Origin of the sequence: Pseudoalteromonas sp. McH1-7 (assembly GCF_013366255.1) — a bacterium.
Classification (GTDB): domain Bacteria; phylum Pseudomonadota; class Gammaproteobacteria; order Enterobacterales; family Alteromonadaceae; genus Pseudoalteromonas; species Pseudoalteromonas peptidolytica.
The window spans coordinates 1-24757 of sequence record NZ_JABWPQ010000004.1 but is presented as its reverse complement, the minus strand read 5'-3'; the positions used below and the strand labels follow the sequence as shown (position 1 = coordinate 24757).

The 24757-nt window shown below is 42.1% G+C and carries 18 protein-coding genes; 13 read left to right on the top strand and 5 right to left on the bottom strand.

Annotated elements, in window-relative coordinates:
• Positions 1–158 precede the first annotated feature (158 nt).
• Entirely contained in the window at positions 159–2642 is a 2484-nt protein-coding gene (locus tag HUZ36_RS03780; protein ID WP_444428302.1) for a prolyl oligopeptidase family serine peptidase, read from the bottom strand.
• Positions 2643–2912: 270 nt separating this feature from the next.
• Here HUZ36_RS03780 and HUZ36_RS03775 point away from each other — a divergent pair, with 270 nt between their 5' ends.
• From HUZ36_RS03775 to HUZ36_RS03760, 4 genes are all read left to right on the top strand, one after another.
• Entirely contained in the window at positions 2913–3941 is a 1029-nt protein-coding gene (locus HUZ36_RS03775) for a LacI family DNA-binding transcriptional regulator (RefSeq protein ID WP_128731662.1), read from the top strand.
• A gap of 523 nt (positions 3942–4464) precedes the next feature.
• Positions 4465–5691 carry a threonine/serine ThrE exporter family protein gene (locus HUZ36_RS03770; RefSeq protein ID WP_176032031.1) on the top strand — a complete coding sequence of 409 codons (1227 nt, stop codon included), beginning with the start codon at positions 4465–4467 and terminating at the stop codon, positions 5689–5691.
• A gap of 443 nt (positions 5692–6134) precedes the next feature.
• Positions 6135–8711: a TonB-dependent receptor gene (locus HUZ36_RS03765; protein WP_128730816.1), complete on the top strand. Its 2577-nt coding sequence runs from the start codon at positions 6135–6137 to the stop codon at positions 8709–8711.
• Between the two features lie 258 nt (positions 8712–8969).
• Positions 8970–10298: a TonB family protein gene (locus tag HUZ36_RS03760; protein ID WP_147390853.1), complete on the top strand. Its 1329-nt coding sequence runs from the start codon at positions 8970–8972 to the stop codon at positions 10296–10298.
• A 35-nt stretch (positions 10299–10333) separates the two neighbouring features.
• Here HUZ36_RS03760 and HUZ36_RS03755 read toward each other — a convergent pair whose 3' ends face one another.
• Positions 10334–12439: a winged helix-turn-helix domain-containing protein gene (locus tag HUZ36_RS03755; protein ID WP_176032030.1), complete on the bottom strand. Its 2106-nt coding sequence runs from the start codon at positions 12437–12439 to the stop codon at positions 10334–10336.
• A 99-nt stretch (positions 12440–12538) separates the two neighbouring features.
• Between HUZ36_RS03755 and HUZ36_RS03750 the strand changes: the two genes are divergently transcribed.
• On the top strand, positions 12539–15139 hold the full coding sequence (locus HUZ36_RS03750; protein ID WP_176032029.1) for a TonB-dependent receptor: 2601 nt from the start codon (positions 12539–12541) through the stop codon (positions 15137–15139).
• Here HUZ36_RS03750 and HUZ36_RS03745 read toward each other — a convergent pair.
• On the bottom strand, positions 15122–16027 hold the full coding sequence (locus HUZ36_RS03745) for a LysR family transcriptional regulator (RefSeq protein ID WP_125251738.1): 906 nt from the start codon (positions 16025–16027) through the stop codon (positions 15122–15124). The genes HUZ36_RS03750 and HUZ36_RS03745 overlap by 18 nt on opposite strands.
• Before the next feature lie 95 nt (positions 16028–16122).
• Between HUZ36_RS03745 and HUZ36_RS03740 the strand changes: the two genes are divergently transcribed.
• The 3 genes from HUZ36_RS03740 (at position 16123) to HUZ36_RS03730 (ending at position 19207) form a co-directional block, all read left to right on the top strand.
• Entirely contained in the window at positions 16123–16428 is a 306-nt protein-coding gene (locus tag HUZ36_RS03740) for a hypothetical protein (protein WP_128730812.1), read from the top strand.
• Positions 16429–16546: 118 nt separating this feature from the next.
• Entirely contained in the window at positions 16547–18601 is a 2055-nt protein-coding gene (locus HUZ36_RS03735) for a S9 family peptidase (protein ID WP_128730811.1), read from the top strand.
• Positions 18602–18661: 60 nt separating this feature from the next.
• Positions 18662–19207: a GNAT family N-acetyltransferase gene (locus tag HUZ36_RS03730; RefSeq protein ID WP_176032028.1), complete on the top strand. Its 546-nt coding sequence runs from the start codon at positions 18662–18664 to the stop codon at positions 19205–19207.
• Positions 19208–19242: 35 nt separating this feature from the next.
• Here HUZ36_RS03730 and HUZ36_RS03725 read toward each other — a convergent pair whose 3' ends face one another.
• Positions 19243–19494, bottom strand: a complete 252-nt coding sequence (locus HUZ36_RS03725) for a TIGR03643 family protein (RefSeq protein WP_125251742.1) — start codon at positions 19492–19494, stop codon at positions 19243–19245.
• A gap of 336 nt (positions 19495–19830) precedes the next feature.
• A complete protein-coding gene (locus HUZ36_RS03720; protein WP_125251743.1) occupies positions 19831–20712 on the bottom strand; it encodes a LysR family transcriptional regulator in 882 nt (293 codons plus the stop codon).
• 124 nt (positions 20713–20836) lie between these two features.
• Between HUZ36_RS03720 and HUZ36_RS03715 the strand changes: the two genes are divergently transcribed.
• The 5 genes from HUZ36_RS03715 to HUZ36_RS03695 all read left to right on the top strand — a co-directional run.
• The gene (locus HUZ36_RS03715; RefSeq protein WP_176032027.1) at positions 20837–21451 is read left to right on the top strand and encodes a glutathione S-transferase family protein; all 615 of its coding nucleotides are present in this window, start codon (positions 20837–20839) and stop codon (positions 21449–21451) included.
• A gap of 7 nt (positions 21452–21458) precedes the next feature.
• The gene (locus HUZ36_RS03710) at positions 21459–21827 is read left to right on the top strand and encodes a nuclear transport factor 2 family protein (RefSeq protein ID WP_125251745.1); all 369 of its coding nucleotides are present in this window, start codon (positions 21459–21461) and stop codon (positions 21825–21827) included.
• A gap of 10 nt (positions 21828–21837) precedes the next feature.
• Positions 21838–22050 carry a tautomerase family protein gene (locus tag HUZ36_RS03705; protein WP_128730807.1) on the top strand — a complete coding sequence of 71 codons (213 nt, stop codon included), beginning with the start codon at positions 21838–21840 and terminating at the stop codon, positions 22048–22050.
• 256 nt (positions 22051–22306) lie between these two features.
• A complete protein-coding gene (locus tag HUZ36_RS03700; protein ID WP_176032026.1) occupies positions 22307–22753 on the top strand; it encodes an Hsp20 family protein in 447 nt (148 codons plus the stop codon).
• 288 nt (positions 22754–23041) lie between these two features.
• On the top strand, positions 23042–24757 hold a 1716-nt coding region (locus tag HUZ36_RS03695; RefSeq protein ID WP_176032025.1), incomplete at its 3' end, for a hypothetical protein.

The following is a 24757-nucleotide window of genomic DNA, read 5'->3' as shown; positions in this document are numbered from 1 at the left end:
GTTTTCTCACCTCAAAATAGACCACTTAATTAAGGAAATTGGTATAAACTCACATAAAGAGGCTTCAATAGCGAAGCCTTCTATACACTCATAACAGTAATTATCTCGAATTTTTAGTTTTCATCTAAGCGCAGTACTGCGCTTAGATGAAAGTATGTTTACTGCTCAACAATAGCTTGTGTTGCAATAGAAGTCGGTTCATTAGGCAACATTTCTATCTCTTCTTGCGCTTTTTCTGGAAACAAATAGGTATCGAGCCACTGCTCTTGCTCCCAAAGAACATGTAAGATGCTCTCTCGTGCTTTATACCCATGACCTTCCTCAGGTAACATGACTAACCTTGCATTACCACCCAAGCCATTCATTGCAGCAAACATCCGCTTAGACTGCATTGGGAAAGTGCCTGAATTTGGGTCTTCCTCACCATGGATCATTAACATAGGCTCGTTAATCTTTTCCGCGTGGAAGAAAGGTGACATATTGGCATACACATCTTGTGCCTCCCAAAAACTACGAGGCTCACCTTGGAAACCAAATGGAGTCAGTGTCCGGTTATACGCACCACTGCGTGCGATACCGGTAACAAATAAATCACTGTGCGCTAAGAGATTCGCAACCATAAATGCACCGTATGAATGACCTGCAATCGCGATACGCTCAGGGTCAGCAATCCCTTTCTCAACTAACGTATCCACCGCAGCTTGAGCACTTGCCACCAGCTGCTTTCTGAAAGTGTCATTCGGCTCGGAGTCTCCGGTTCCCACTATAGGCATAGTTGGATCATCAAAAATAGCGATACCTTTGGCAAGGTAAGGCATGGGTCCCCAGTAACCAATATAAGGAAATTGATAAGGTGACTCTCGTACCTGAGAAGCAACCGCTTTATCTTTATATTCAAGTGGGTATGCCCACATTAATACCGGTATTCTGCCTTTAGAGGGATCATAGTTGGTTGGCAAATACAAATTACCCGATAGTTCAACACCATCATCGCGCTTATATTTGATTTGCTCTTTCACGACACCTTTAAATGCAGGATATGGGTGTGGAAACTTTGTTAACTGTTCTAGCGTATCAAATTGTAAATCACGGACAAAAAAGTTAGGCTGCTCTTGACGTGACTCACGTACAGTAACAAACCGCATTCCTTCGTCATCGAGTAATGCCCGAACTCTTTCATAATAAGGTGCACTAGATTGCCATAGCCGAGTCGATGTATTCGTTTTTACGTCAAATCGATCTAGAAATGGGATATTGCCTTGATCAGATGCGCCATTGCCGGTTAAAAATAAATAGCGACCACCAACTAGCTTCAGCACACGAGAGCCTAAATCACTGTTTTCATATACAAAACTACCAGGGTCTTTGTAGGCATCATTATAACTGCGCTCTGAAAATACCACGCGGTTCATATCTGGGTTGCGAGGTGAGAATATCGAAGCGCGCACACTACGATCTGAAAAGCGCCACTCATTTAAAATAGCGACATTATTATCAGCCCACTGAATACTTGCAAAGCGTCGTTCAACTTTTGCAAATAATTCAGGCTCTTTTTTGAAAGGTGCACTAATTGTGTACAAATAGTCATGATATTCAACATCTTTACTCATATCACCACCATCTTGCGCCTCAGCCCAGATAAGAGTTGCCCCTTTGTCGTCCCGCCACTGGATTTTACGAGGCCCTTCTCTCACACTGTCAAAGCCCGCGGGTAAGGCGTCTGCAACAGGTTGCCTTGCCACTTCAAATAGCGGGAACCCTCTCATGCCCCACACCTGCCATACCGCAGGGAAACGGCTATACGGTACTTGGTAAGAAAATGGGTCATCCATCATGCCTACAATTAGATTGGTTGAATCAGGAGAGATTGAAAAGTCTTTCAAGTAGGTGGGGTTACCAATTTTTTGGGCACCTGAATTAAGGTTAATTTTTATCAGTTGGCCTTCAGCATAAAATTTAAACAACTGAATATCATAAGGGCTTGATAATAAGTTTTGATAAGTTCTGGTCGATGCTTTTTTACCAGATGTTGTCTGCACGATTGGCGCCAACTGCGACCTATCACGCTCGCTCGGTTGTTTGCCATGGTTAACCGCAATGTTTGCAACAATTGCAGTGCTGTCAGGCAGCCATTGATAAGGGGTTGAGGTCACTATTCCATTTAAAGTCGATTGCGTTAATTGCTTCAGAGCGCGCTTTTCTATATCAAATGCCCACAGCGTAGAGCTGTTCGCTTGCTCAAGAATAAACGCCAGATAACGGCTATCTGCACTCCAGCTAGGTGCCTTTATTTTACCCTCAGGTAGACCCTGTACTTTGATCAGCGCCCCAGTATCCACATGTTTAAATTCAATTGAGCTATATTGTCGACTGGACGTTCTCATAAAGCTCTCAGGATTAAATTTAATGCCTGCTAATGCTTTTTCCGGTGTACCTAGCTCTTCAAGAGAAAGGACTCGATTACGCTGCATTAGCGCAAGCCATTTTCCGTTAGCGCTCAACTTTGAAGCTGGAATGAGAGGAGCATCAACTAACTTAGCAAGTTCTGAAGAAGGCCTCATATAGCCTTGTTCATTTGCAAATACCGTTTGTGATACGGCAGTTATCATTATGATAAATGCAACTTTTTTTAATAATTTCACTGTATTCACCTATCTTGGGCGTTCATTGTGCGATCATATAATGATTTTTGGAAAATGTGCACAGATTTGCGATGTTATGTAAAGAAAACTTGCGGTACCATTAACCCTGAAAAATCGCTGTTGGTGAGTCTGGTCAATCTGAAAATTTTGATACAGATAATACCAGTTTGACTTAATACTTGCTCAATTTGAAGGAGTAAATTCAGCGCCGTTAGCATCACATCTAGATGTTAGAAAAGTATTCATGATCCGAAGTTCAGGTTAATTAGCATGAAAAATGATAAAAAACGCGCTAATGTCACCATCTTTGATGTTGCCAAAGAAGCACAAGTTTCAAAGTCTACGGTCTCTCTCGTGCTTACTCAAAGTGAGAAAGTGAGCGATAAAAGCAAAGCCAAAGTGCTACATGCAATTGAAAAGCTGGGCTATGTCTACAACCGAGAGGCTGCTGCACTTAGAAGTAAGCGTACCAATTTAGTTGCCTTGGTGATGAATGACTTAACTTGTCCTCTGTGCGCACAACTAGCTGTTGAACTCGAAAAGCAGGTATATACGTTAGGTATGGTTCCCATGCTGGTAAGTACGAATGAATGTATTGAACGTCAACAGCAAGCGGTACAGGCATTTAAAGAATATAATGTTTCTGCCTTCATTATGATCCCTGCCAAAGGTACTTCCCGACAGTGGCTAGACAATCTTTATGACTCCGGTTTTTTAGTCATCACAATAATGCGAGAAATTGCTTTTGCCAAAGCCCCCTCGATTCTGCCCGACAATAAAAAGGGGACTCACCTTGCAACTTCTCACTTGATTGAAGTTGGAGCTCGACATATTGCTGCACTTGGTGAGCAAGACTGCTTTGAGTACCAGGCTAAACTGGCGGGTTTTCAAAGTGCATTAACATCACACCACGTTAAGCATCAGGCGACTGTTATTGACGTCCAAAATAACCGTCGAGCCGGCAAAAAGGCATTCAAACAACTGATCGAAACTCATCGTAATATAGATGCGGTTATGTGTTTTAGTGATTTTATTGCCTATGGCGTTGTAGATACGATGCGGGAGATTGGACTTTCACCAGGTAGAGATATAAAAGTGATTGGTTTCAATGATTTTGCTGATTCTCAGTTTATGACCCCCTCCTTGAGTAGTGTAAAAATAGATATTAACGAGATATGTAGACGCACTTGTCAAACCCTCTCAGAGCAGCTCAGTGGCACAACTCCTGCGGCGACAACCATAGTCGATGTAACGCTTCAATTGAGGGATTCTTCGCAAATATGCGAAATCGGCGTATAGACAAGCGCTTTGATTACTATCAAATTACATTTTAAAAAAATGCAAATATTTGCGGCCAAACCTATAGACATTGTTGAGAATCTGGATAGAATTCGCAGCAATCTCAGCCGTCTATATTTACATTTAGGAAATATGCACAAGTGACTGATGTCGACTTACACCAATTATCTTAATACTGTAGTCTATTTTGAGGTGAGTAAATCTTTTCGATAACTCCGCTACCGCGTCCTGCTATCGCTAAGGTACCTACATCCATATAGGCAAGGCAAAAATTTTGCTATTTATATGTTCTAAATAATAAATTTTTAACGCAGTTAGCTTCAGATTTACTCCTTCAAATCAAGCAAGTATTAAAGATAATTGGTATTAAATAAATCTAGTAAAAGCAAATAGATGTACCATACTAGAATGGCGAGTTTATACTTGGCACAACGTTACTTTTGTTGTCATATTCCTGTTTTTTAACACTTTTACCAATCGTATTTGAAACCGACTGGTAGTACACATTTAAGGTTCTCTTTCGTTGAATAACGCAACCTTTACAGAGAAACGCCGCTTTATTGTGAAGTTAGGCAAAATGCTTCATAAATACGGCACCCCTGCCTATCGGCTCGAAGCACACTTAATGGAAGTTGCCACTCACTTAGGGTTAAAGTCTTCTTTTGTTATGTCCCCAACATCCGTCACATTTGTGATTTGGACTGAAGGCCATGAAGAAGAGTACACTCATGTGGCACGGGTTGACCCAGGCGATCATGACTTAGGCTCGCTTGCTGATACTGATGGCGTAGTAACTCGAGTGCTATCCGGAGAGTTATCACTGCAAGAGGCAGAGCAATGCCTCGAAGCCATTTTGCATGCCCAGCCCCCATATAATAAACTCCTCACTGGACTTGCTTTTGCTACTTCTGGTGGTGCGTTCGCAATGCTAATGGGCACCAGCTGGAACGACGTCGTGTGGTCAGCATTACTTTCCTTGTTGGTGTTTTTGTTTGTACTTTGGGCGAGTATCTCCAAGCGCGTGACCCATATGCTTGAGCCTTTGGTTGCCATTGTTTCGGCTGTAGCTGCCTGCGCAGTCTCTGTGTATATCGATCCACAAATAAATATCCGTTTGGTTGTGCTATCGGCGATTATCGTGTTTATTCCAGGGTTAGCACTCGCACTTGGATTTGCTGAATTATCAGCTCGGCATTTGGTCTCTGGAACCGCTCGAGTCATGGACTCGATCATGTTGCTGTTTAAGCTCTATTTTGGTGCTTTTTTAGGTATCACGCTAGGGTTTGCGTTATTCGGGAAAGTCGATTTTGTCCAACCCCTACCATTACCAAGATGGACAGCGTGGCTTGCTGTGCTTTTGCTTTGTAGCAGTCTTGTGGTGATATTTAGAACTAAATTAAGACATGCGAGTTGGTCGCTAGCATCAGGTTTTATTGCTTATGCAGCAAACATCAGCTCTGCGGTTTACTTTGACTACGCACTTGGTACGTTTGTCGGTGCATTTGCAGTGGGTGTCTTTAGCAATATCTTTAACCGCGTTGTCAACGCTCCAGCTTCTATTGTTGCAATGCAAGGTTTGATTGTACTGGTCCCTGGTTCTAAAACTTATATTGGACTTAATTCACTGATCGAAGGCCAAAGCTTTGTCCATGCGGATCATATTGGCCAACAAACCTTCTTAATATTTATGTCTCTTATTGCTGGCCTTATCTTCTCAAACGTTGTGCTGCCACCTAAAAAGAGCTTATAACGTGTAAAAAGAACTGGAAAGGTGACTTTCCAGTTCTTTGTAGTTGTGAATGTTAACAAAAGACTAAGCAAAATCATTCAAGTAAACTTAACTTAAACTACAAAACCTCCAACTTAACTTATTTTATATCTATATATTTCAGTACAATGGTAATTATTGAAGTAGAAATCCATTGAATTCACAACTATTCATTTCAATTCAAGATTTAACAAACCCCGCTGGTGTTTAATCTTTCTCGAGGTCAACCTCTCAATCACAAGTAATACCAATTATCTTAACTAAGTGGTCTATTTTGAGGCGAGAAAACTTTGTCGATAACAAGGCAAGAATTTTGCTATTTAGTTGCTCTAAATAAGAAATTTTTAACGCAGTTAGCGTTAGATTTACTCCTTCAGACTGAGCAAGTATTAAGGCTAATTGGTATAGGCACTCAAGGGGAATGTATGTTTCGCAATAATAAGAAAAAACTAGTAGTCTTAATCAGCCAATCTTTGCTCGGCTCGGTACTTTTTACACCAGGTATAGCGCTCGCTGAAGAGAGCAATAATCAAGAAGCAGCTAAAAATGGTGAAGTTGAAGTTATTCAAGTCAGAGGGATCCGTGGCAGCGTTGTTCAATCACTCAATACTAAAAGATACTCTGACGCCATTGTCGATGCAGTAACTGCCGAGGATATTGGTAAATTTCCAGATCAAAACGTTGCCGAATCGCTACAACGCATTACCGGTGTTTCAATCACCCGCAGTTTTGGTGAAGGTGAGCGCGTTAGCATTCGAGGCACAGGTGAAAGCCAAAACCGAACCTTATTAAATGGTCAAGCCGTTGGTTCAGCAGATTGGTGGACCAACTCAGCGGCGAGTCGTGGTTTTAACTATACAATGTTACCCTCAGAAATTATTTCTGGGCTTGAAGTTTACAAATCACCCGAAGCCGATATTGATGAAGGTTCTATTGGCGGCACCGTGATTGTGAGAACACGTAAGCCACTTGAGTTAGAGGCAAATAAAATTGCAGGTTCAATTATCGCACAGCACAGCGAAGTATCAGGTGAAACCGATCCGCAACTATCCGCTATGTACAACTTTAAAACCGATGATGAATCTTTTGGTGCATTAATTTCTGTTGTTCGCCAAGAACGTAACTTGCGCCGCGATGGTATTGAAGCATGGTCTTGGACATATCGTGATATCACACTTGAAGATGGTACCGTCGTCGACAATGTATACAGCCCTGGCGGTGGCGGCTCAGCTATGTTCTCACAGCAACGTGTGCGCACGGGCATAAACCTCGCCCTGCAATATCGTCCAAGTGAAAATATGGACATTGTATTCAATGCCTTAGACTCTACACTAGAAGCCGATAATGAAAACCAAAACTTCCTTTGGTTACCCGGTTACGGCGGCTCACAATACACTGACATTACCATTATCGACCACCCCGTAGTTGGCAAGATGGCCGTTGGTGGTACGCTTGGCTTATCTCCAAATGCCAATAATATTCTGGATGAGACCAAAGTACGTAACTCTGAGCTCAAAACCAAGTCGTACGACTTAAAAGTTGAACATCAAGGACAACTTTGGGAATCGTCATATCACTTAGGTTACACAGAAGGTTCGGGGGGGTCGCAAGCTGATCGCTCCGTTGGCTGGGAAGGTAATTATGTTCACAGCTTTGATACGTCACAAGTAGAAGATGTAAAAACCAGTTATGCCGCCGATCCAAACGACGGAGAGAAGTGGAATTTAGGTTTTTTACGCTATGACAGTAATGATGCCAAAGATGATGAAACTTACTTTCAAGCCGATTTTAAGCGTCCAATTGATGTTGCCATCTTCAGCCAGATCAAAGTCGGCTTTAAATACCGTGACCACAGCCGCTTTAATACCAAACACACCACAGACAATCGTACCGACTTAAACTGGAGTCTGGCTGACTACTCCAAAGCCATGCCATCTGATTATCTATCAGGCATAGGCTCTTCAGGCACAACACGCAGCTATGCGATTACTGATCCGGACAAAATACGCCAAGAAGGTGATGCACTAGGTTGGAATTACCGAGTATTGAAGGCCAGTACTTTCGATATCAATGAAAAAATTACCGCAGGCTACATTAAAGCGAACCTGGATGCAGATGGTCTACGCGGTAATTTAGGTGTAAGACTTGTAAATACCAAACAAACCTCATCCGCGTTTGCAGGTGAGTCAGGTGCTGAGGTCTGGACAACGGAAGAAAAGGACTACTTCGACATTCTTCCAAGCATTAACTTGGCAATTGACTTAGATGATGATTTATTAATGCGCTTTTCTGCGGCACGAGTTATGTCTCGCCCAGATTACGCCGATATGACCGCATCAACTTCATACAACCTAGAAACACAAACCGGCACTGGCGGTAACCCTGACATCGACCCCTATCGAGCGACGCAGTTTGATACCGGTATCGAGTGGTACTTTAGCGACGCAGGCCTTTTTTCTGCGGTATTTTTCTACAAAGATATTCAGTCGTTTATCGAGAGCCAACCAGCACTTGAAACTCACGAAGGTAAAGAAGTGCTGATCAGCCGCCCTGTTAATGGGAAAGCAGGCCGCATTCAAGGCCTAGAAATCGGTTATCAACAAGAGCTATACGAAGGTTTTGGCGTTGCCGCTAACTATACCTATGTTGATGGTGAAGCAAAAGATGATGAAGGTAACGACATCACTATCCCTGGTAACTCTGAGCATACCGTTAACCTAAGTTCTTATTATGAAAACGAATTCATTAGTGCCCGCATCTCATACAACTTCAGAACAGGGTATGATACCGGTCGAGACTGGCCAGGATACATTGACGATTATGGTCAAGTAGATGCCAACCTTACCTATAACTACAACGAGAATGTGGCGTTTATTCTTGAGGCCATCAACTTGACTGATGAACATACATTTAGCTATCAGGAAGAGGGAGTTGAACAAGCACTGACCGGTGTTTATGCCGATGGAAGGCGCTTTAGCGCAGGAGTTAGATTTAACTTCTAACTCTGAAAAGTGAATGAAACTTTTACCACTAAATCTGGTCTTACTAGTTGCATAGGAATAGTTTCATGACTCGAATTAAGTCGCTTCCAAGCTAACACAGGTTCGACTTAGTAAACTCCCTGCCCGGAGTTCCAAAAAGCTGATAGCATTTGCTATCAGCTTTTATTATTTAAATTTCCTTTATATTATGGTTATATAGCGTATTAAAAATGACCATAGCAACCCCACAGAGCAGGCCAAGGATGAGTAATCAATAAAATGCGCAACAATCTCATTTCTGGGCTTATTTTTTCATTTTTTCTAGGTATGAGCTGGCTAACAAAAGCCGATCTTTACGACGCCACTCTTGCCTATCAAAACGAAGAATTTACTCTCGCATTTTCAAAATTCAGTCGCTTAGCGCAATTAGGAAATGCTGACGCTATGTATAATCTTGGGGTGATGTACTTGTATGGGCAAGGCACCGAACAAAGTGCTGCAAATGCCTTTGCTTGGTTTTCATTGGCTAAAGAGTTTGGTATCGCTGAAGCATTCCAAACTGCACAACTTGTTTTGCAACAGTCAAACGACCAAAGTGGCCTAAAGGACTTTTTAAAACTTCAAAAAAGCCGCTTGTCAAACACCTACTTGCTTGATTCAACGCTCACTAAGCTTAAACAACACAGTACTACACCAACACTGAGTAAAACCCACGATGTTTTACCTGAATATCCAGATGAAGCGGTAAGACAAGGGATTGAAGGCTGGGTTTGGTTGGAATTTGACATCGACCAAAGCGGTAAAGCAACCAATATTGAGGTTATTGACAGCTACCCAAGACATGTATTTACTGCAAGTCTGCTAAATGCTGTGGAGAAGTGGCGATATACGGGTTCAAAACAAGCACACACGTTGATCTACCACTTTGCAACGCATAAAGATGAGCAATATCGCGAAACTTTGGCTATTCAAAAAAAGGCTTACGAAAAACAACTAAGGCAGAATATCGACGCTGCGGAGCGTGGTGTGGCGCAAGTACAATACTATATTGCTAACTGGTTGAGTATGAAAGAGTACAACGCCTATCAGTTACTGCGCTACCATTGGCGTTCTGACGAACCGATGAATGAGCTCTATCTCGCTGCCGCCAAAAATGGCTTGGACTTGGCACAATATCGCTTAGCTACTCAGCTTATTAATGCAGGAGCACATCAGCTTGGTGTACTCTGGCTCGAACACGCAGCACAGACCATGGATATTGCAAAATATCGTTTAGCAACTGTGCTGCTTAACACCGGTGAACCTCAAGATGTTCCTCATGCACTACAGGTACTCATCGAGGCATCGAATAACGGCCATTTACGCGCCACACTGTTATTAGTAAATACGTATTTAACTCGCCTCAGCGATAAAGCTCAGGCCAAGGCTTGGCTGCGCCATGGTCTCATCATCGATCCCGAACACCCTGAGCTGCTGCTACTTTTGGCACGGCTTGCAGAGAATCAGGCAGAGGCCAAAAAGCTTGCTTCTCAAGCATTAAAGTCAGCATCTCAGCGCAATTGGAGTAGTCATGCAATACACTTATTCCTGCAAAAGCTTGCTAACTAACAACATCTATTTAGCGCTTCTCAACATTAATGTCTTCACCTGTTACCGTACTCCAATAACACGATGTCGCTTTCATAGTTGTTGATCCGATTGAATATTACGTGCCTGCCATCAAAGCTTGCTAGTATCTGTAGCTCGCTAACCCCTGCATAAAGGTGTAATCCAATAGGTTGAATTTCTTCAACCTTATTTTCACTACTTAAATAGCGGTAAAGCACCAATTGATGACCTCTTTTTAGTACAAAGTAAATTCCATCTCTATAAACCGCCGGTTGGTAGAGCGATAAAGATCCGCGTAACTGCTCAATATCAAATATCTCAGCGAGTGCCGTAATTAGGTATTCCCTAACTTGTTCTTTATACCCTACAAAACTAGAATTCTTATGAGTAAGAGGTAGATCAGGGAAATAAGTCGCCAAGGGCTGTTGCTCACTGCGCCCTTGAGATACGGTAAATTGCCATGCCTGCCATTTTGCTTCCATAGCAGGCTTCGCTCGATAATACAGCTTTCTACCATCCTGTGACCAATGCAAATCAGCAATTTCGGTAAAGTTATCAACTACTTTTTTAACTTCTTTAATAAAAGAGCTGATTAAATACACTTTATGCGACTTTGATAATACAGCGAGATACTCGTTATTAGGCGAAAGTAATAACAGAATAGGCACTTCCCCCTGGGGCATGGTTCCAAGCAAACTAGACGTTGGTCGAAAAGCATGTTTATGCCACAACTCAAATTGTGGCGCATCATTATTTTTGGTTGTCACCGAAGCATACACAAAATGCGCACCATCACCAGATAAAGCAGCAAGTAAATCCATCCTTGCGGGTGACGTTAACTGCTTTTGCGCCGCTTTGTTTCGTGAGTCTACGTCAAGCTGATAATAGTTTATCTCAGCTACCCCCTCAGTGTGCGCCGAAACACGTAACTGCGCATTTACATCAATTTCAGATATCACGCCAAATCCAGAGTATAAAACTTGTTGAACGCGACCTTTAAGTACACTCAAGTTTTGTTTGGCAAGCATGATAGTATCGTCCTGATACCCATGGCTCAGCGCGGAAAAAGACTGTTTAGAGAGCGTGATTTTTTGGTTTTCAGACTCTGTAAGTTGATTTAGGTTGAGCTGATAAACCCCCTGCTCTTTTATCTGATACAACAGCGTTTGTTGATCCACTTGGTAATGTGTTACGTCGCGAATAGGTAACGCAACGATGTTGATCACCATAGGGTTATTGTCTGCAAAAGTAACCTCTACAGATTGCAGATAGGTTCCGGCTTTGTCCCAAGATTTAGTGATAAAATGGCCTGCTCGATATTCAAACCAAGGCGCTGAGTCTTGTGCACTATTACAATTGCCAAGCACGCTATCGCGCGCGAGTCGCCACATTTCTATTGGGCCTTTGACGTGTAACGCCCGTACTTCGCAGGAAACCGGATCCGAACGCGAATAAATCAGCCAATTACCATCTAAAGACCAGCTTGCCGACTCTTCACTATACCCACTGTTTTTAATGGTATGGGTTGTTTTGGTCTCAAGATCATAGACTGCAAGATCAAACTGATCAGCGCCCTCTGCTAAATAGCTGTATGCCAAATATTTACCATTTGGAGAAAAGCTAACAAACACTTCAGCACCCGGGGAGGACGTGATCCGAGTAGCAGAGACTGGATCTTGTTGCACGTCACTTTGCCACTGCTCAGCGATGAATAACGCAAGTACAGTTACCAATAAACCAATAAAAAATCCGAACAAAGCAAACTGTACACCGCGCCCACGAGACAGCTCCTCTATTTGCTCAAGTAACGTCGGGGCTTTTTCAATTTGCGCAATACACTGATAACCTAGGCGCGGTACTGTTTTAATTATTTTTGACTCGCTTGAGCTGTCACCAAGCAGCTTACGTAGCTGTACCACCAGCTGGCTCACAGAATTATCACTGACAATAGTACCCGGCCACACCGTGTCTAAAATGACTTCCCGACTGACCGCCTGCCCCTTATTGGCAATCAACAGACGCAATAGTTCAGCATGCTTCGCTTCGATGCTTCTCCAAGACCCGTCAACACATACAGATAAATTACTCAGGTCAACAAGTATCTCATTGATTAAAAAACGTTTATCTAAGCTTTCAATCATCAACCACTAAAAATTTGTGAAACTATGGTTAGGCTCGTAATAAAAGCGTATTATGAGCATTAACTAAAGGTAACTTACTCGTATTATAAGTTGAGCACAATGTCAGCATCTCTCATCCGAACCGTTTCTTGTTGTGTATTATTTATTACAACTGCAAGTGATGCCGTTGAGCAAAATCAGGCTGCTGAAAACTCCATAGAACGCATCGAAATTCGTGCCTTCCATGACAGCGTTGTCAAGTCTCTCAGTAATAAACGCCACAATCAACAAGTTTCAGATACGATCAGTGCTGAAGACATCGGGAAGTTTCCGGATAAAAACGTCGCAGAGGCGCTGCAACGGATCACTGGTATCTCACTCTCTCGAGCACAAGGTGAAGGTGAACGGATCGGCGTGCGCGGCACAACCCCTGAGCAAAATAGAACCTATTTGAATGGCCAATATCTCGCCTCGGCTGACTGGTGGATCTCAAGTCAGCCAAGCCGAGGTTTTAACTTTATCTTATTACCCAGTGAAATCGTTTCCAGCCTAGAGGTATTCAAGACACCACAAGCTATGCAGGATGAAGGCTCACTAGGTGGCGCAATCAATATAAAAACCCGAGACCCTCTGTTTACACCTTCAGGCTATGGCGTTACAACAGCCCAATTCCAATACAGTGACTTAAGCGATAAACTCGACCCACAACTATCTGCAATTTACAACTACCATAGCAAAAGTGGCGATTATGCAGTGCTTTTTACTGCGACACGACGAGATCGCAGCCTCAGGCGCGACGGCTTAGAATCTTGGGGATGGCACGATAGGACGTTATACCAAGGTGATAATGATACTTGGTATGCCACCCAGCAGAGCCCACAAAATAAAAGCCAGACGTTATGGTTTCCAGGGGGTGGGGGATCTGCGATTTTTCAGCAGCAAAGAGAGTTGCACGCTTATACAGTCAATGCCGCGTTCCAGCTTTCCCCGCGGCTTCGATTAAATAGTCACTTACTTTATTCTCATCTAAACGCAGACAATAACAATCAAAACTTTCTCTGGCAAAGTGCAAAGTCTATTGACCTAGGCGGCGGGGTAACCGATTTACACGTACAAGATGGTACTTTGGTGAGCGGCCATTATTTACCCACAGCTGCACTGTTCAATACCAGCATGGAAGCCATTTGGCGAGACTCGCAGGTCAGCACAAAAAGTGCCCACCTAGACTTGGTCTATGATGGCATTTATTGGTCAAGCCAGTTTCAAGTCGGTCTAAGCCAAGGTTCAGGCGGTACCAAAGAAGACGTCACCTCACAATTTTCTGCTAACACCCAGTTTCATGTTGATACATCAATGCGAAAAAACATCGTTGCAAGTTATGGTATTTCACCGTTAGATGCACCAAGCTGGTTTATCACCGAAGCTCGAAATGACAGCCAAGATGGCAAAGATAAATCATACTTCGCGCAAGCTGATTTTGCGTACGATATCGACTTTAAACAGCTCGACGCGATTAAATTTGGTGTTAAATTCAAAGACCATCAACGAGACTTTTTGCGCTATCGCTCCAAAGATGGAGGGCTTGATGGTCTAGCCGGTGAGCTTGGCACTACCCTGGCCGCCTATCCGGGCACTTTTGTGGATGATTATTTGCGCGGCGTAGGTAGTGACAACACTTTAAAAAAGTACAGTTTTGCAGATATTGCACTGCTTGCCAAAGACTTTAATACGCTCAATTTTGAACAAGAAATAGAAAAAGCCAGTCGTTTTCATATTACAGAAAAAACCGCCGCTGCTTACGGTCAAATGCAACTCGCTGGTGAATCCTATGCTGCCAACATTGGGGTTCGAGTGGTCAAAACCTTTCAAGACTCTGGCGCATTTAAGCGTGTCGCCTCCCCCATCGATGCGCCAGACAGCTATATTTGGCATGAAGAATCTCGGGATTACAGCGATATTCTACCCAGTGCCAATATCAAGTTTGACTTAAGCGAGAGCCTAATTAGCCGTTTTTCCATTGCACGCGTCATGTCACGAGCGCAATTTCACCATCTTATGCCCTCCACCAATTACAACGTGACGCAAGCTCAAGGACAAGGTGGTAACGCCAATCTAGATCCATATAGAGCAGCGCAATTTGATGTCAGCCTTGAGTGGTACTTTGACGATGCTGGGCTCGCCTCAATCGCGCTATTTAACAAAGAGGTGGAATCCTTTATTGAGTTTGAACGAAAACTTGAGCGTCATGAAGGCATTTTAATGTCTATCGATAGACCCAATAATGGCGCTGGCGGCAGTATCCGTGGCGTTGAACTAAGTTATCAGCAAACACTTGCGTACGGATTTGGGCTAATCGCCAATTACACCTACGTTGATGGAAAACGTGATAACGCTGAAGTTGGCTTACGGGACAAAGTGCCTGGCACCTCTAAACACAGCACTAACCTCACTGCTTACTACGAAAACCACCAATTTAGCGTACGGCTTAGCTATAATTATCGAACTCAGTTTGCCACCGGTGTAGGCGAGACCATGATGGATAATTACGGCCAATTGGACGGCAGCCTCACGGTGAAACTAAGTGATAATCTCGATGCACAATTTGAGTTTATTAATTTAACCGACGAACAGATCTATACCTATGATCGCAACGAGTACGCACCAACCGGAGTATATGTTAACGGCCGACGTTACTATGCGGGATTAAGATATCAGTTCTGATCGCGATGATAATCGTTCCTGCACAAACCCTAAAAATAAATCCAATTTAGCGGAATGCTCTCGCTTCACTTTATAAATGGCATGCAAAGGAACTTGTGGTCTATGTAGTTCAGTAAATAGTTCAACCAAGGCTCCTGAGTCTATATCTTTTTGACAAAAATAAGACGGCAGTATGGCAATTCCTAAACCAGCCAATACTGCCTCTCTAATATGAAAACGGCTGTTTGCTATTAGGTTACCTTGAAGCGGATAACTCTTAGTTCCATCATGCCAGCTATCCTCGACATGATTAAGTTTAGATAACAATATGTTATGGCTACTTAGCTCATCAAGCTGTGCAGGTTTACCACGCGCAGCAAGATAACTAGGAGCAGCAACAAACGTCGCGTTTACGCTAAGCAATTTCAACACATAAAATTGACTATTTTTCAATGCTGCTGAGAACCTAAAAGCCACATCTATCTCGTCTTCGATTAAGTCCTGATTTGCCGCGGTAAACATTAATTCAAGTTTTATTTGTGGATAGCACTTTTGAAAATCGATACAGATTTGGCTCAGAAGCATACGACCAATCGTATTTGGGAAGGTAATTTTTAGATGCCCTGAATGATGCACGCCAACTTGCTCGACCTCCTCTTCTAAATCGCGTAATGCGCGGAGGATCTTTTTTCCTTTCTCGTAAACCAATTTACCCGCATCCGATAATGCAAGTTTGCGTGTTGTGCGATTTAACAATACTTGGTCATACACAGATTCTAACTGTGCAATCGATTTACTCACCGCTGATGTTGTGGTGCCAAGCTGCTCAGCTGCACGACTAAAGGAGTGCTGTTCAGCAACGCAGCAAAATATCTTGAGTAAGTGAAGTTTGTCGTATTCCTTCCTCATTGTTTCTCATTAGGAAAAAGTCTTTGTATTAAATCAATATATATCAACTAAAAATAAAAAGTAAACTTAACACATCAAACAAAAAGGACATCAACATGATCAGCACATCTTGTCACTGTGGACAGATCCACTATCGAATTTTTACCACTGTCACCATCACACAAGCTTCTACGGGTGTACAGTTCATTAAAGCAAATGGCCTTATCGAAAACTCAAGTCAATCTTTGGAAAGGTTTGTAACTACACGCTCAGAAACACAGTCAATCCGAGAGCATGGTTTTTGTGGGCACTGTGGTGCATCTATCTATATTTTGGATAACCAAGGTTATGTTTCCTATGCGATTAATCACCTTAGTGCATATCAAGTCGAGCACTCAGGTGCGTTGAACTTTGGATTATAAGTGCCACCGCTTCATTTTATCAGCCTTAACCGGCAACTAATCGCAAACATTGGTTTTTATTTTCGTGACAAGTAGAATATCGAAGCTACAACAAGTGAGTAAAAATTCAGGATAAATAATGAAACTACTTAAGTCTGCTTTGGCTTTAGCGATGGGCTTTACCAGCGCTGCTAGCCTAGCTAGTGATACTATCACCATTGAAGATATACCTAAGATCCAGTCGGTAAGTTCAACGTCTGTCAGCCCTGATGGAGAGCTTGTTGCTTTTACACGCTCAGTACCACGTGAGCTTTACGTTGACAAAAATGGTACAAACTACAACGAACTTTACGTAGTTGATGACGAAGGTGTTGAGCGCCCATTTATCACCGGAAAAGTCAGTATTTCAAGCATTTCTTGGTCGGCCGATGGTCAATTTATTTATTTCCTTACTAAGAAGAAAGAAGATAAGCAACGTGCGCTTTATCGCATCGCCGTGAACGGTGGTGAAGCACAAAAAGTACTTGCGCTAAAAGGCAGAGGGATCTCTTCATATAACCTAAGTCCTGATGGCAAAAAAGTAGCTGTTTTGGCAATGCCAGCCGCTGAGAAATCAGAAAAAGAGCTGAAAAAACTTGGTTTTATGGCTGAAGTATATGAACTGGGTTTAAAAAACAAACAGCTTCATATTATTGACCTTACGGCTTCTGAAAAACCGCTGACCCCAGCGGCTCTTAATATCGAAGGGTATGTGAGTGAAATCAACTGGGCTGACGATGCCTCAAAGTTGCTCGTTAAAACTCAGCCAACCGCACTTATCGATGATAAGTACATGAAGTCACAATGGCATGTACTTGATGCGAAAACACAAAAAATCACCACTTCGTTCAAAACAGAAGGTAAGCTTGGCACCGCTGAGTTTTCTCATGATGGTAAATACATCGCGATTTTAGGTGCTGAAGATAAGCACGACCCTGCAACTGGTCGCTTATACCTTGCCGATGCACAAAGCGGTAAAGTAGAAGAGTGGATCCCGAACTTTATGGGTCACATTGGTGATTTTGAATGGTCAAACCGTAAGAACCAGCTAACTTTTATTGCAAACGTAGGTGCTGAAAGCTTTGTAGGCCAAATTAAAGTCGGCTCTAAAAAATACAAGAAGCTTATCAAAGAAGGTAAGTTCATCGCATCGAATCTATCTATCTCTGATTCAGACAAAACCATTGCTCTACGTGCAAACACCGCTAAGCACCCAAATGAAGTGTTTATGATCCGCTCAAGTAAAGCAACTCGCCTATCAAACTCTAATCCATGGTTAGATAACAAGCGCTTTGCAAAGCAAGAGGCTATTAACTTTAAAGCTCGCGATGGCGTTGAAATTGGTGGTGTATTAATTTACCCACTGGATTATCAAGAAGGCACCCGTTACCCATTGATCATGTCAGTGCACGGCGGTCCAGAAAGCCATGATAAAAATGGTTGGCTAACAAGTTATTCAGATCCAGGTCAAATGGGTGCGGCACGCGGCTATGCGGTATTCTATCCAAACTACCGTGGTTCGACAGGTAAAGGCGTTGATTACTCAAAACTTGGCCAAGGTGACTACGCAGGTAAAGAGTTTGACGACTTGGTAGACATGAAAGAATACCTAGTCAATACCGGTTTAGTAGACACTAAGCGCGTTGGTATTACTGGCGGCTCTTACGGTGGTTATGCGTCAGCTTGGGGTGCGACAAAATTAACCGAACACTTTGCAGCAAGCGTGATGTTTGTTGGCGTAACCAACCAGCTGTCTAAGTTTGGTACTACCGACATCTCAAACGAAATGTACTTAGTACACGCTCGTTCTTACCCTTGGGATAAGTGGCAGTGGTACTTAGAGCGCAGCCCAATCTACTGGGCTGGCCAGTCTAAAACGCCATTACTCATCATGCACGGTAAAGATGACCCACGTGTACACCCTGCACAATCTATGGAGCTTTATCGCTACATGAAAGTACAAGGTAAAGACGTACGCCTAGTTTACTACCCAGGTGAAGGTCACGGTAACCGCAAAGTAGCTGCACAGTACGACTATAGCTTACGCTTGATGCGGTGGATGGACAACTACCTAATCGAAGGCAAAAAAGACATGCCAGATTACGAAATTGACCATGCAGCAAAGCTAAAAGCAGTTAAAGACGCGAATAAATAAGCAACTCAGTTTGTTGTGAAGGGCGCTAATTTGCGCCCTTTTTTATCAAGGAAAAAGATATTGCAATTAACTACAATCAAACTCGACACCGAGCGATTCACCCTTAGACCCTTAACCTCACAAGACGCCGAAGCGCTATTTGCCATATTCTCAGACACAGACGTCATGCGATATTGGAACACGCCACCTTGGGATAGCCTCCATGATGCAACGCAATTTATTAAGCAATCACATGAAGATTTGACCACTCAAAAAGCGCTCACATTGGCCATCGTTTCAAAAGGTGATAAAGCATTAATTGGTAAATGTTTACTGTTTAGCTGGGATAAAGAGTCACGCCGAGCCGAGATTGGCTTTGGTATTGCCAAATCTCAATGGGGGCAAGGTGTTATTCCAGAAATTGGCACTGCGCTCATTGACTATGCCTTTTCAACACTAAAGTTAAGACGCATTGAGGCGGAAATTGATCCCGCTAATATTGGCTCAGCCAAAGTACTCGCAAAACTTGGGTTTACTAAAGAGGGACATTTGCGCGCTCGCTGGGAAATCGCTGGCGACGTATCAGACTCTGCGCTTTACGGCTTACTTGCAAGCGACCCTCGGTAAAGAAAAGAGTAGAGATCAAAGGTATGGATACAGAGTTACCTTTGTTTGTATTGGGTTTTGCAATACCCGCGATTGACCGCTTTGCTTCTAAGTTTAACATGCTTGGTGTTGCGCCCACTTACTCGTTGCCGCCAGAGCTTAAAACTACTGGGTTTTAGGCTGCTACGCATTAGCTTGATCACTTCAGGCTCACTCAGTTCAAACTGTCGTTCGATAGCTTCAAATGGCGTTCTATCTTCCCACGCCATTTCTATGATCCTGGAAATTTCTGAGTCACTAAATTGCACTTACTTAATCTTGTTGTCTTTTAATCGGAACCACAGATACGCATCAAGTGTCAAAAAGGATTAAAAATACTTACGGCCAATCAAGATTGCCATCGCAATGCCGATAGGTAAGGTGTACATGATTTGCCCAGATGCAACGCCCACCGCTGCACCAATCCCACCCCGATAGTCAGCCCCAAACCTATTTTTCCATTGGTATTTTGCTTATCACATTTCATTGACCGTTCCATCATCCAAACCCGTAGTTATACCAATTTGACTTAATACTCGCTCAATTTGAAGGAGTAAAACTGACTGCTAGAAAGGCATTAATTATCAGCAACTTAGGTTATATAGTCAGTGCCCTTCTCGTTTAAACCAAGCCTGTAAAAACTCGATACACTGAAGTACCGCAGCTGGCACAAATTGGCGTGCTGGATATAGCGCATATAAAGTTAACTTAGGCTTTTTTGCATCCTGTAAAATACTCACAACTTCGCCCTTATCAAGCGCTTCCCTGCAAGCAAATTCAGGTAAAAAACCGACGCCCAAGTGGCTTTTAATTGCTTGCAGCATAAAAAGAACATTATTCACTTTAAGAGGGCCTTTTACTCGCACACCGTCGTCTAGTGGCCATAAATTTTTACGTTTTGAATAACTGTATTCAAAACAATTATGATGCACTAAATCCTGTGCTGAATGGATAGCGGAATGACACTCTAAATACTGTTTTGATGCACATACATGATAAGTAAATCGAGTAATTTCCTTACCTATATAGCTTGAGTCAAACGGGCGACTAGAAGCCCGAAAGCCTAAATCGAACCCTTGCTCTACTAAGTCGACATCCTCATCTCCTAAATGTATTTCGAGGTCGACATCTGGATGCGCTTGCATGAAATCAGCAAACATTGCAGCCAAGTCAGTGATCCCAAGCACCATTGGCACATTTACCTTTAACTTGCCTTTGGGTGCTTGCTGTGACTCTTGAACAAAGGTATCTGCGTCTTCTAACTTATTGAGAATATCTTTTGCCCGTTGCAAATAGCCTTCTCCCACGTGCGTAAGCTGCAAATTACGTGTGGTGCGGTGTATAAGCCTAGCGCCAAGCTCAGCTTCTAGTCGGCTGATCTCCTTACTGACCATGGATTTAGACGTATTGTACTGCTCTGCAACACGAGTAAAACTGCGTACCTCAGTCAGTTTTACAAACATTTCTATCGCTCGTAGCTTGTTCATACTTTCCTTGATAATTGTTTCCACTATGTGAACTCTTGGTTCTCATTGTAGCTATATATCAAACATCATCAAGTTTATACACTGAGCATATCTTTTAGCCAAGAAGCAAATAAGGAAAGCAACTATGTATACGTTATATTACCTACCGGGTGCTTGTGCGCTAGCAACACAGGTCATACTAAGAGAATTAAAGCAACCCCTTGAACTTGTTGACAAACGCGGTGTAGATAACTTTTTAGCCATTAACCCAACAGGTAAAGTCCCAGTTCTTAACGATGGCGAAAACACGTTAGTAGAAGGAGCAGCAATCCTACTTTATCTACTCAATAAACACGAAAATAACCTTCTTCCTAAAGCGGATGTTTTTCATAAGCAACAAGCAATAGAAAACCTTCTTTTTGCCAATGCCACGATGCACCCAGCTTACAACCGCCTATTTTTTGCTACAGGTGCAATTGCAGATGAGCGTGCACGTCAGCCATTTTTAGAAGCGGCAGCGATTGCCATCAACGAATTATGGATGTTGGTCGAGAAAAAGCTCGAACAGCAAACATTTTTAGGGGGCGATCAAATTTCCGCTGCGGATATCATGCTGGCTGTATATGCACGTTGGGGAGCCTATTTTCCAGTCGATATTATCATTCCCGAAAAAGTACGAAAGATGTTAGCGGCGGTTGAAGCAAGGCCTAGTTTTACCGCCTCGATAGCGGCAGAGCAAGCACACAGCAAATGCGCATGAGCTTAATATGACTAAGGCTATTTCTAAACAACAAGATTTAGACAAAGTAACCGAGGTTATCCAGCAATATTTTGAAGGGCTACACCAAGGAGATATTAAAAAGCTGGATGTAATTTTTCACGCAGACGCGGTGCTCAAAAGTCCTGGGGTGAGGCGCACTAAATCACAGTGGCTAGATTTGGTTTCATCTCGACAAACGCCCAAAAGCCAAAATGCAGCTTTTAATTACCGTATTTTGTCCGTGGATGTTGTAAACCATCAAGCAATGGTCAAGCTGTATTGCCCTCTGTTTGAACATCACTACATCGACTTTATTGGTTTACTTAAAGAAGATGGACAATGGTGTATCGTCAATAAGATGTACGATGACCTGTAGGAGGTAACCTGTGCCAATCATCAATATTAAAATCACCAAGGAAGGCGTTACACCTACTCAGAAACAAGCCTTAATAAAGGGGGCAACTCAGCTTATGGTGGATGTCCTTGATAAAGCGCCGCAAGTTACTTTTGTCGTCATTGAGGAAATTGAAACTGACGACTGGGGGATAGGGTTTGATCAAGTCTCTATGTTGCGACAGCAAACCTTAAGCCCGAAATAATGCACTAAGAAGGAGGCATCAAATGATGCTTCTTTAACCTGCAAAGACATTTTTTTTTTAAAGAACCTTATAAAATTCAGGTAAATAAAAATTTTTTTAAAAAAGTTTCTTGAAAAGTATTTGCTTCGTCCATAAATAGTATTGTGAGGACGCCGACAGGGTCCCAACCCAAACTAAGTAAATGTTTTATATACTATTTATTGGCTTTAATTGAAGCAATAAATAGCTTAATTATCGCTTTATGAGGATACAAATTATGCGTACAGTAGACCTATCTCCACTTTATCGTTCATTCATCGGTTTTGACCATTTAGCACAATTAATGGATGCGGCATCACGCAACGAAAAGCAGCCAAGCTTTCCGCCATATAATATCGAAGCTACCGGTGAAGACAAATACCAAATTACCATGGCTGTTGCTGGATTTACTGAGCAAGAGCTGAGCCTTGAGTCAGAAAACAACACCCTGACAGTCAAGGGTGAAAAGCAAAACAAACAAGACAAAGCCGATCGTAAGTTTATTCACCAAGGTATCGCAGAGCGTAACTTTGAACGTAAATTCCAACTTGGTGACCACGTAAAGGTGATTGGTGCAGGCCTTGAAAACGGCCTACTATTTATTGACCTTGAGCGCGAAATTCCTGAAGCACTCAAGCCAAGAAAGATTGAAATTGGCAAAGGCACACTCATCGAAAATAAATAATCGATTGAGCTCCCCCCTGTTTTTACATGATGTCACGTTTCCAAGTCGCCCTCGGGCGACTTTTTGTTTGCAAATAACTAAAGTAAGCAGTTCAAAACAGCCTTAAAACAAGCAAACATAGTGTCGTGACATACTTATTTTTTAAGAGCTGCTAAAAAGTTAACATTCGCTTTCTCCATACCCTTCCCTAATTCAGTTACAGAATAAAGCAAATTATGCTAACCTTGTTTATGTCACCTATCGCCAGTATCAAAGTACATTGATAGTATAATAGTTTAAAGGAATAGCATGAAATTTATCATCACGTCTACACTTCTCACCTTGCTATTAGCAACCCAACAATCACAGGCTCACGTCGAGAAGATAAAGCATTTCTCAAGCTTTAGAGACTTGAGTAATATCAGAATCATCGATGTTGATAATGATAATAAAAAAGACATCGTTACAATGATTAATAACGACAAGCAACGATTGTATATTGTAAATACACCTTCTGAAAATGAAAGTATAAAAACAACACTGACTGATTCAATAAAACTCGAGAGCGACAATGAATCAATAGATTCTTTTGAAATTTATTATGATAGACGATCTGATAATCACTTTGCTGTTGTTATAAGCCAGGCACAAAACGTACACCTTCTCAATTTAACTGCTAGAAAATATGTAAAAGCGCTCCCAAATGTAACCGCTGATATCGTTAAATTTAAAGACATAGATAACGATGGTGACGTCGAAATCCTGCTGATAAATGAAAGCAGTATGTCTACGCTCGACATGCACACACTAGAAACCAAAGCGCACTACAACTTACCACACTCTGACTTTGTTGTTGGGAAGTTTACCAATCATCTGTTTAATGAAATGCTGACATGGGACGGTAAAATCTACCGAATTCAAGATAGTGAAATGAATCAAGTTGGCACGCTTGCGGTAACAGGCACTTATTTATTTACTAAAGATATAAACGATGATGGAACAGATGAAGTAGTTAGTGAGGACTGTACGATCGACGTAAAAAATGGCAGTGTTATTTGGCCTGTAGGGAATTCTCTAGAAAATTGTAATCAGGAGCCTGGCTATTCAAAGTATGGCCGAGCATCAAAGTTCAACAACACTTTATATCAACTTAATACGAAAATTATTAACGGTTACGATTTTCCCTATAATCATTACCTTTTAGATATTGAATACTATGATTACCTAACTCGAGAAAAAGAGGTTATCGGTAAAAGTTTCACAGAAGGAGGTGGAGATTATCAACCTAAAATCTATCACCATATCTATAGCTATTTAGACTTGTATGGTGATGAGCAAAAAGAAAAGATTGAGCAAAATACTAAACTTCACGTCGAAGAAGTTTTATTTGGTGAAATAACTGAACTGGGATTCAATGGTGATGTGTATTTAGCCAACCAAGATGGTGAATTAAGGATTATTGATGTAAATAAAAAGATTTCAGCAGGCGCTTACCCCTGGAAATCACCGTACCCACCGTTTATATTCCAAGATATTGTAACATTCAGCAATATATCCCCTATCACGCAAAGTGAATTATGGGCAAAAGAAATTGCTGGTAAAGACACTACGCAACGGTCAGTGTTGAGAAAAATTTCTGTTGATTCTTTTGGAAGCAACCTTGTTGATAAAATTGTATATCAGACCAGAGGTGAACCATATGACGAATATATTTATAAAACTAAAATAATGAATATGGATGGCTCGTCATACACAACAAAACCTATTCTTGGATATTTTCAGTTCTTGGGTGATATTGATGGTGATAATAATCCTGAGTATCTTCGCCAAAATAATCACTTAATACTTGACATTACAAGGCCATTCGAAATCAAAGACTTTAATAGTGACGTGGCTAAATATAGCATTTCACTGGTTGCTGAGCCCAACTACAAAACAGGATTAACAACATCAATAGACTTTGATGGTGATGGTGTTAAAGAGTTAGTATTCAAACATGAAAATCAAACGACAATTTATAATCTT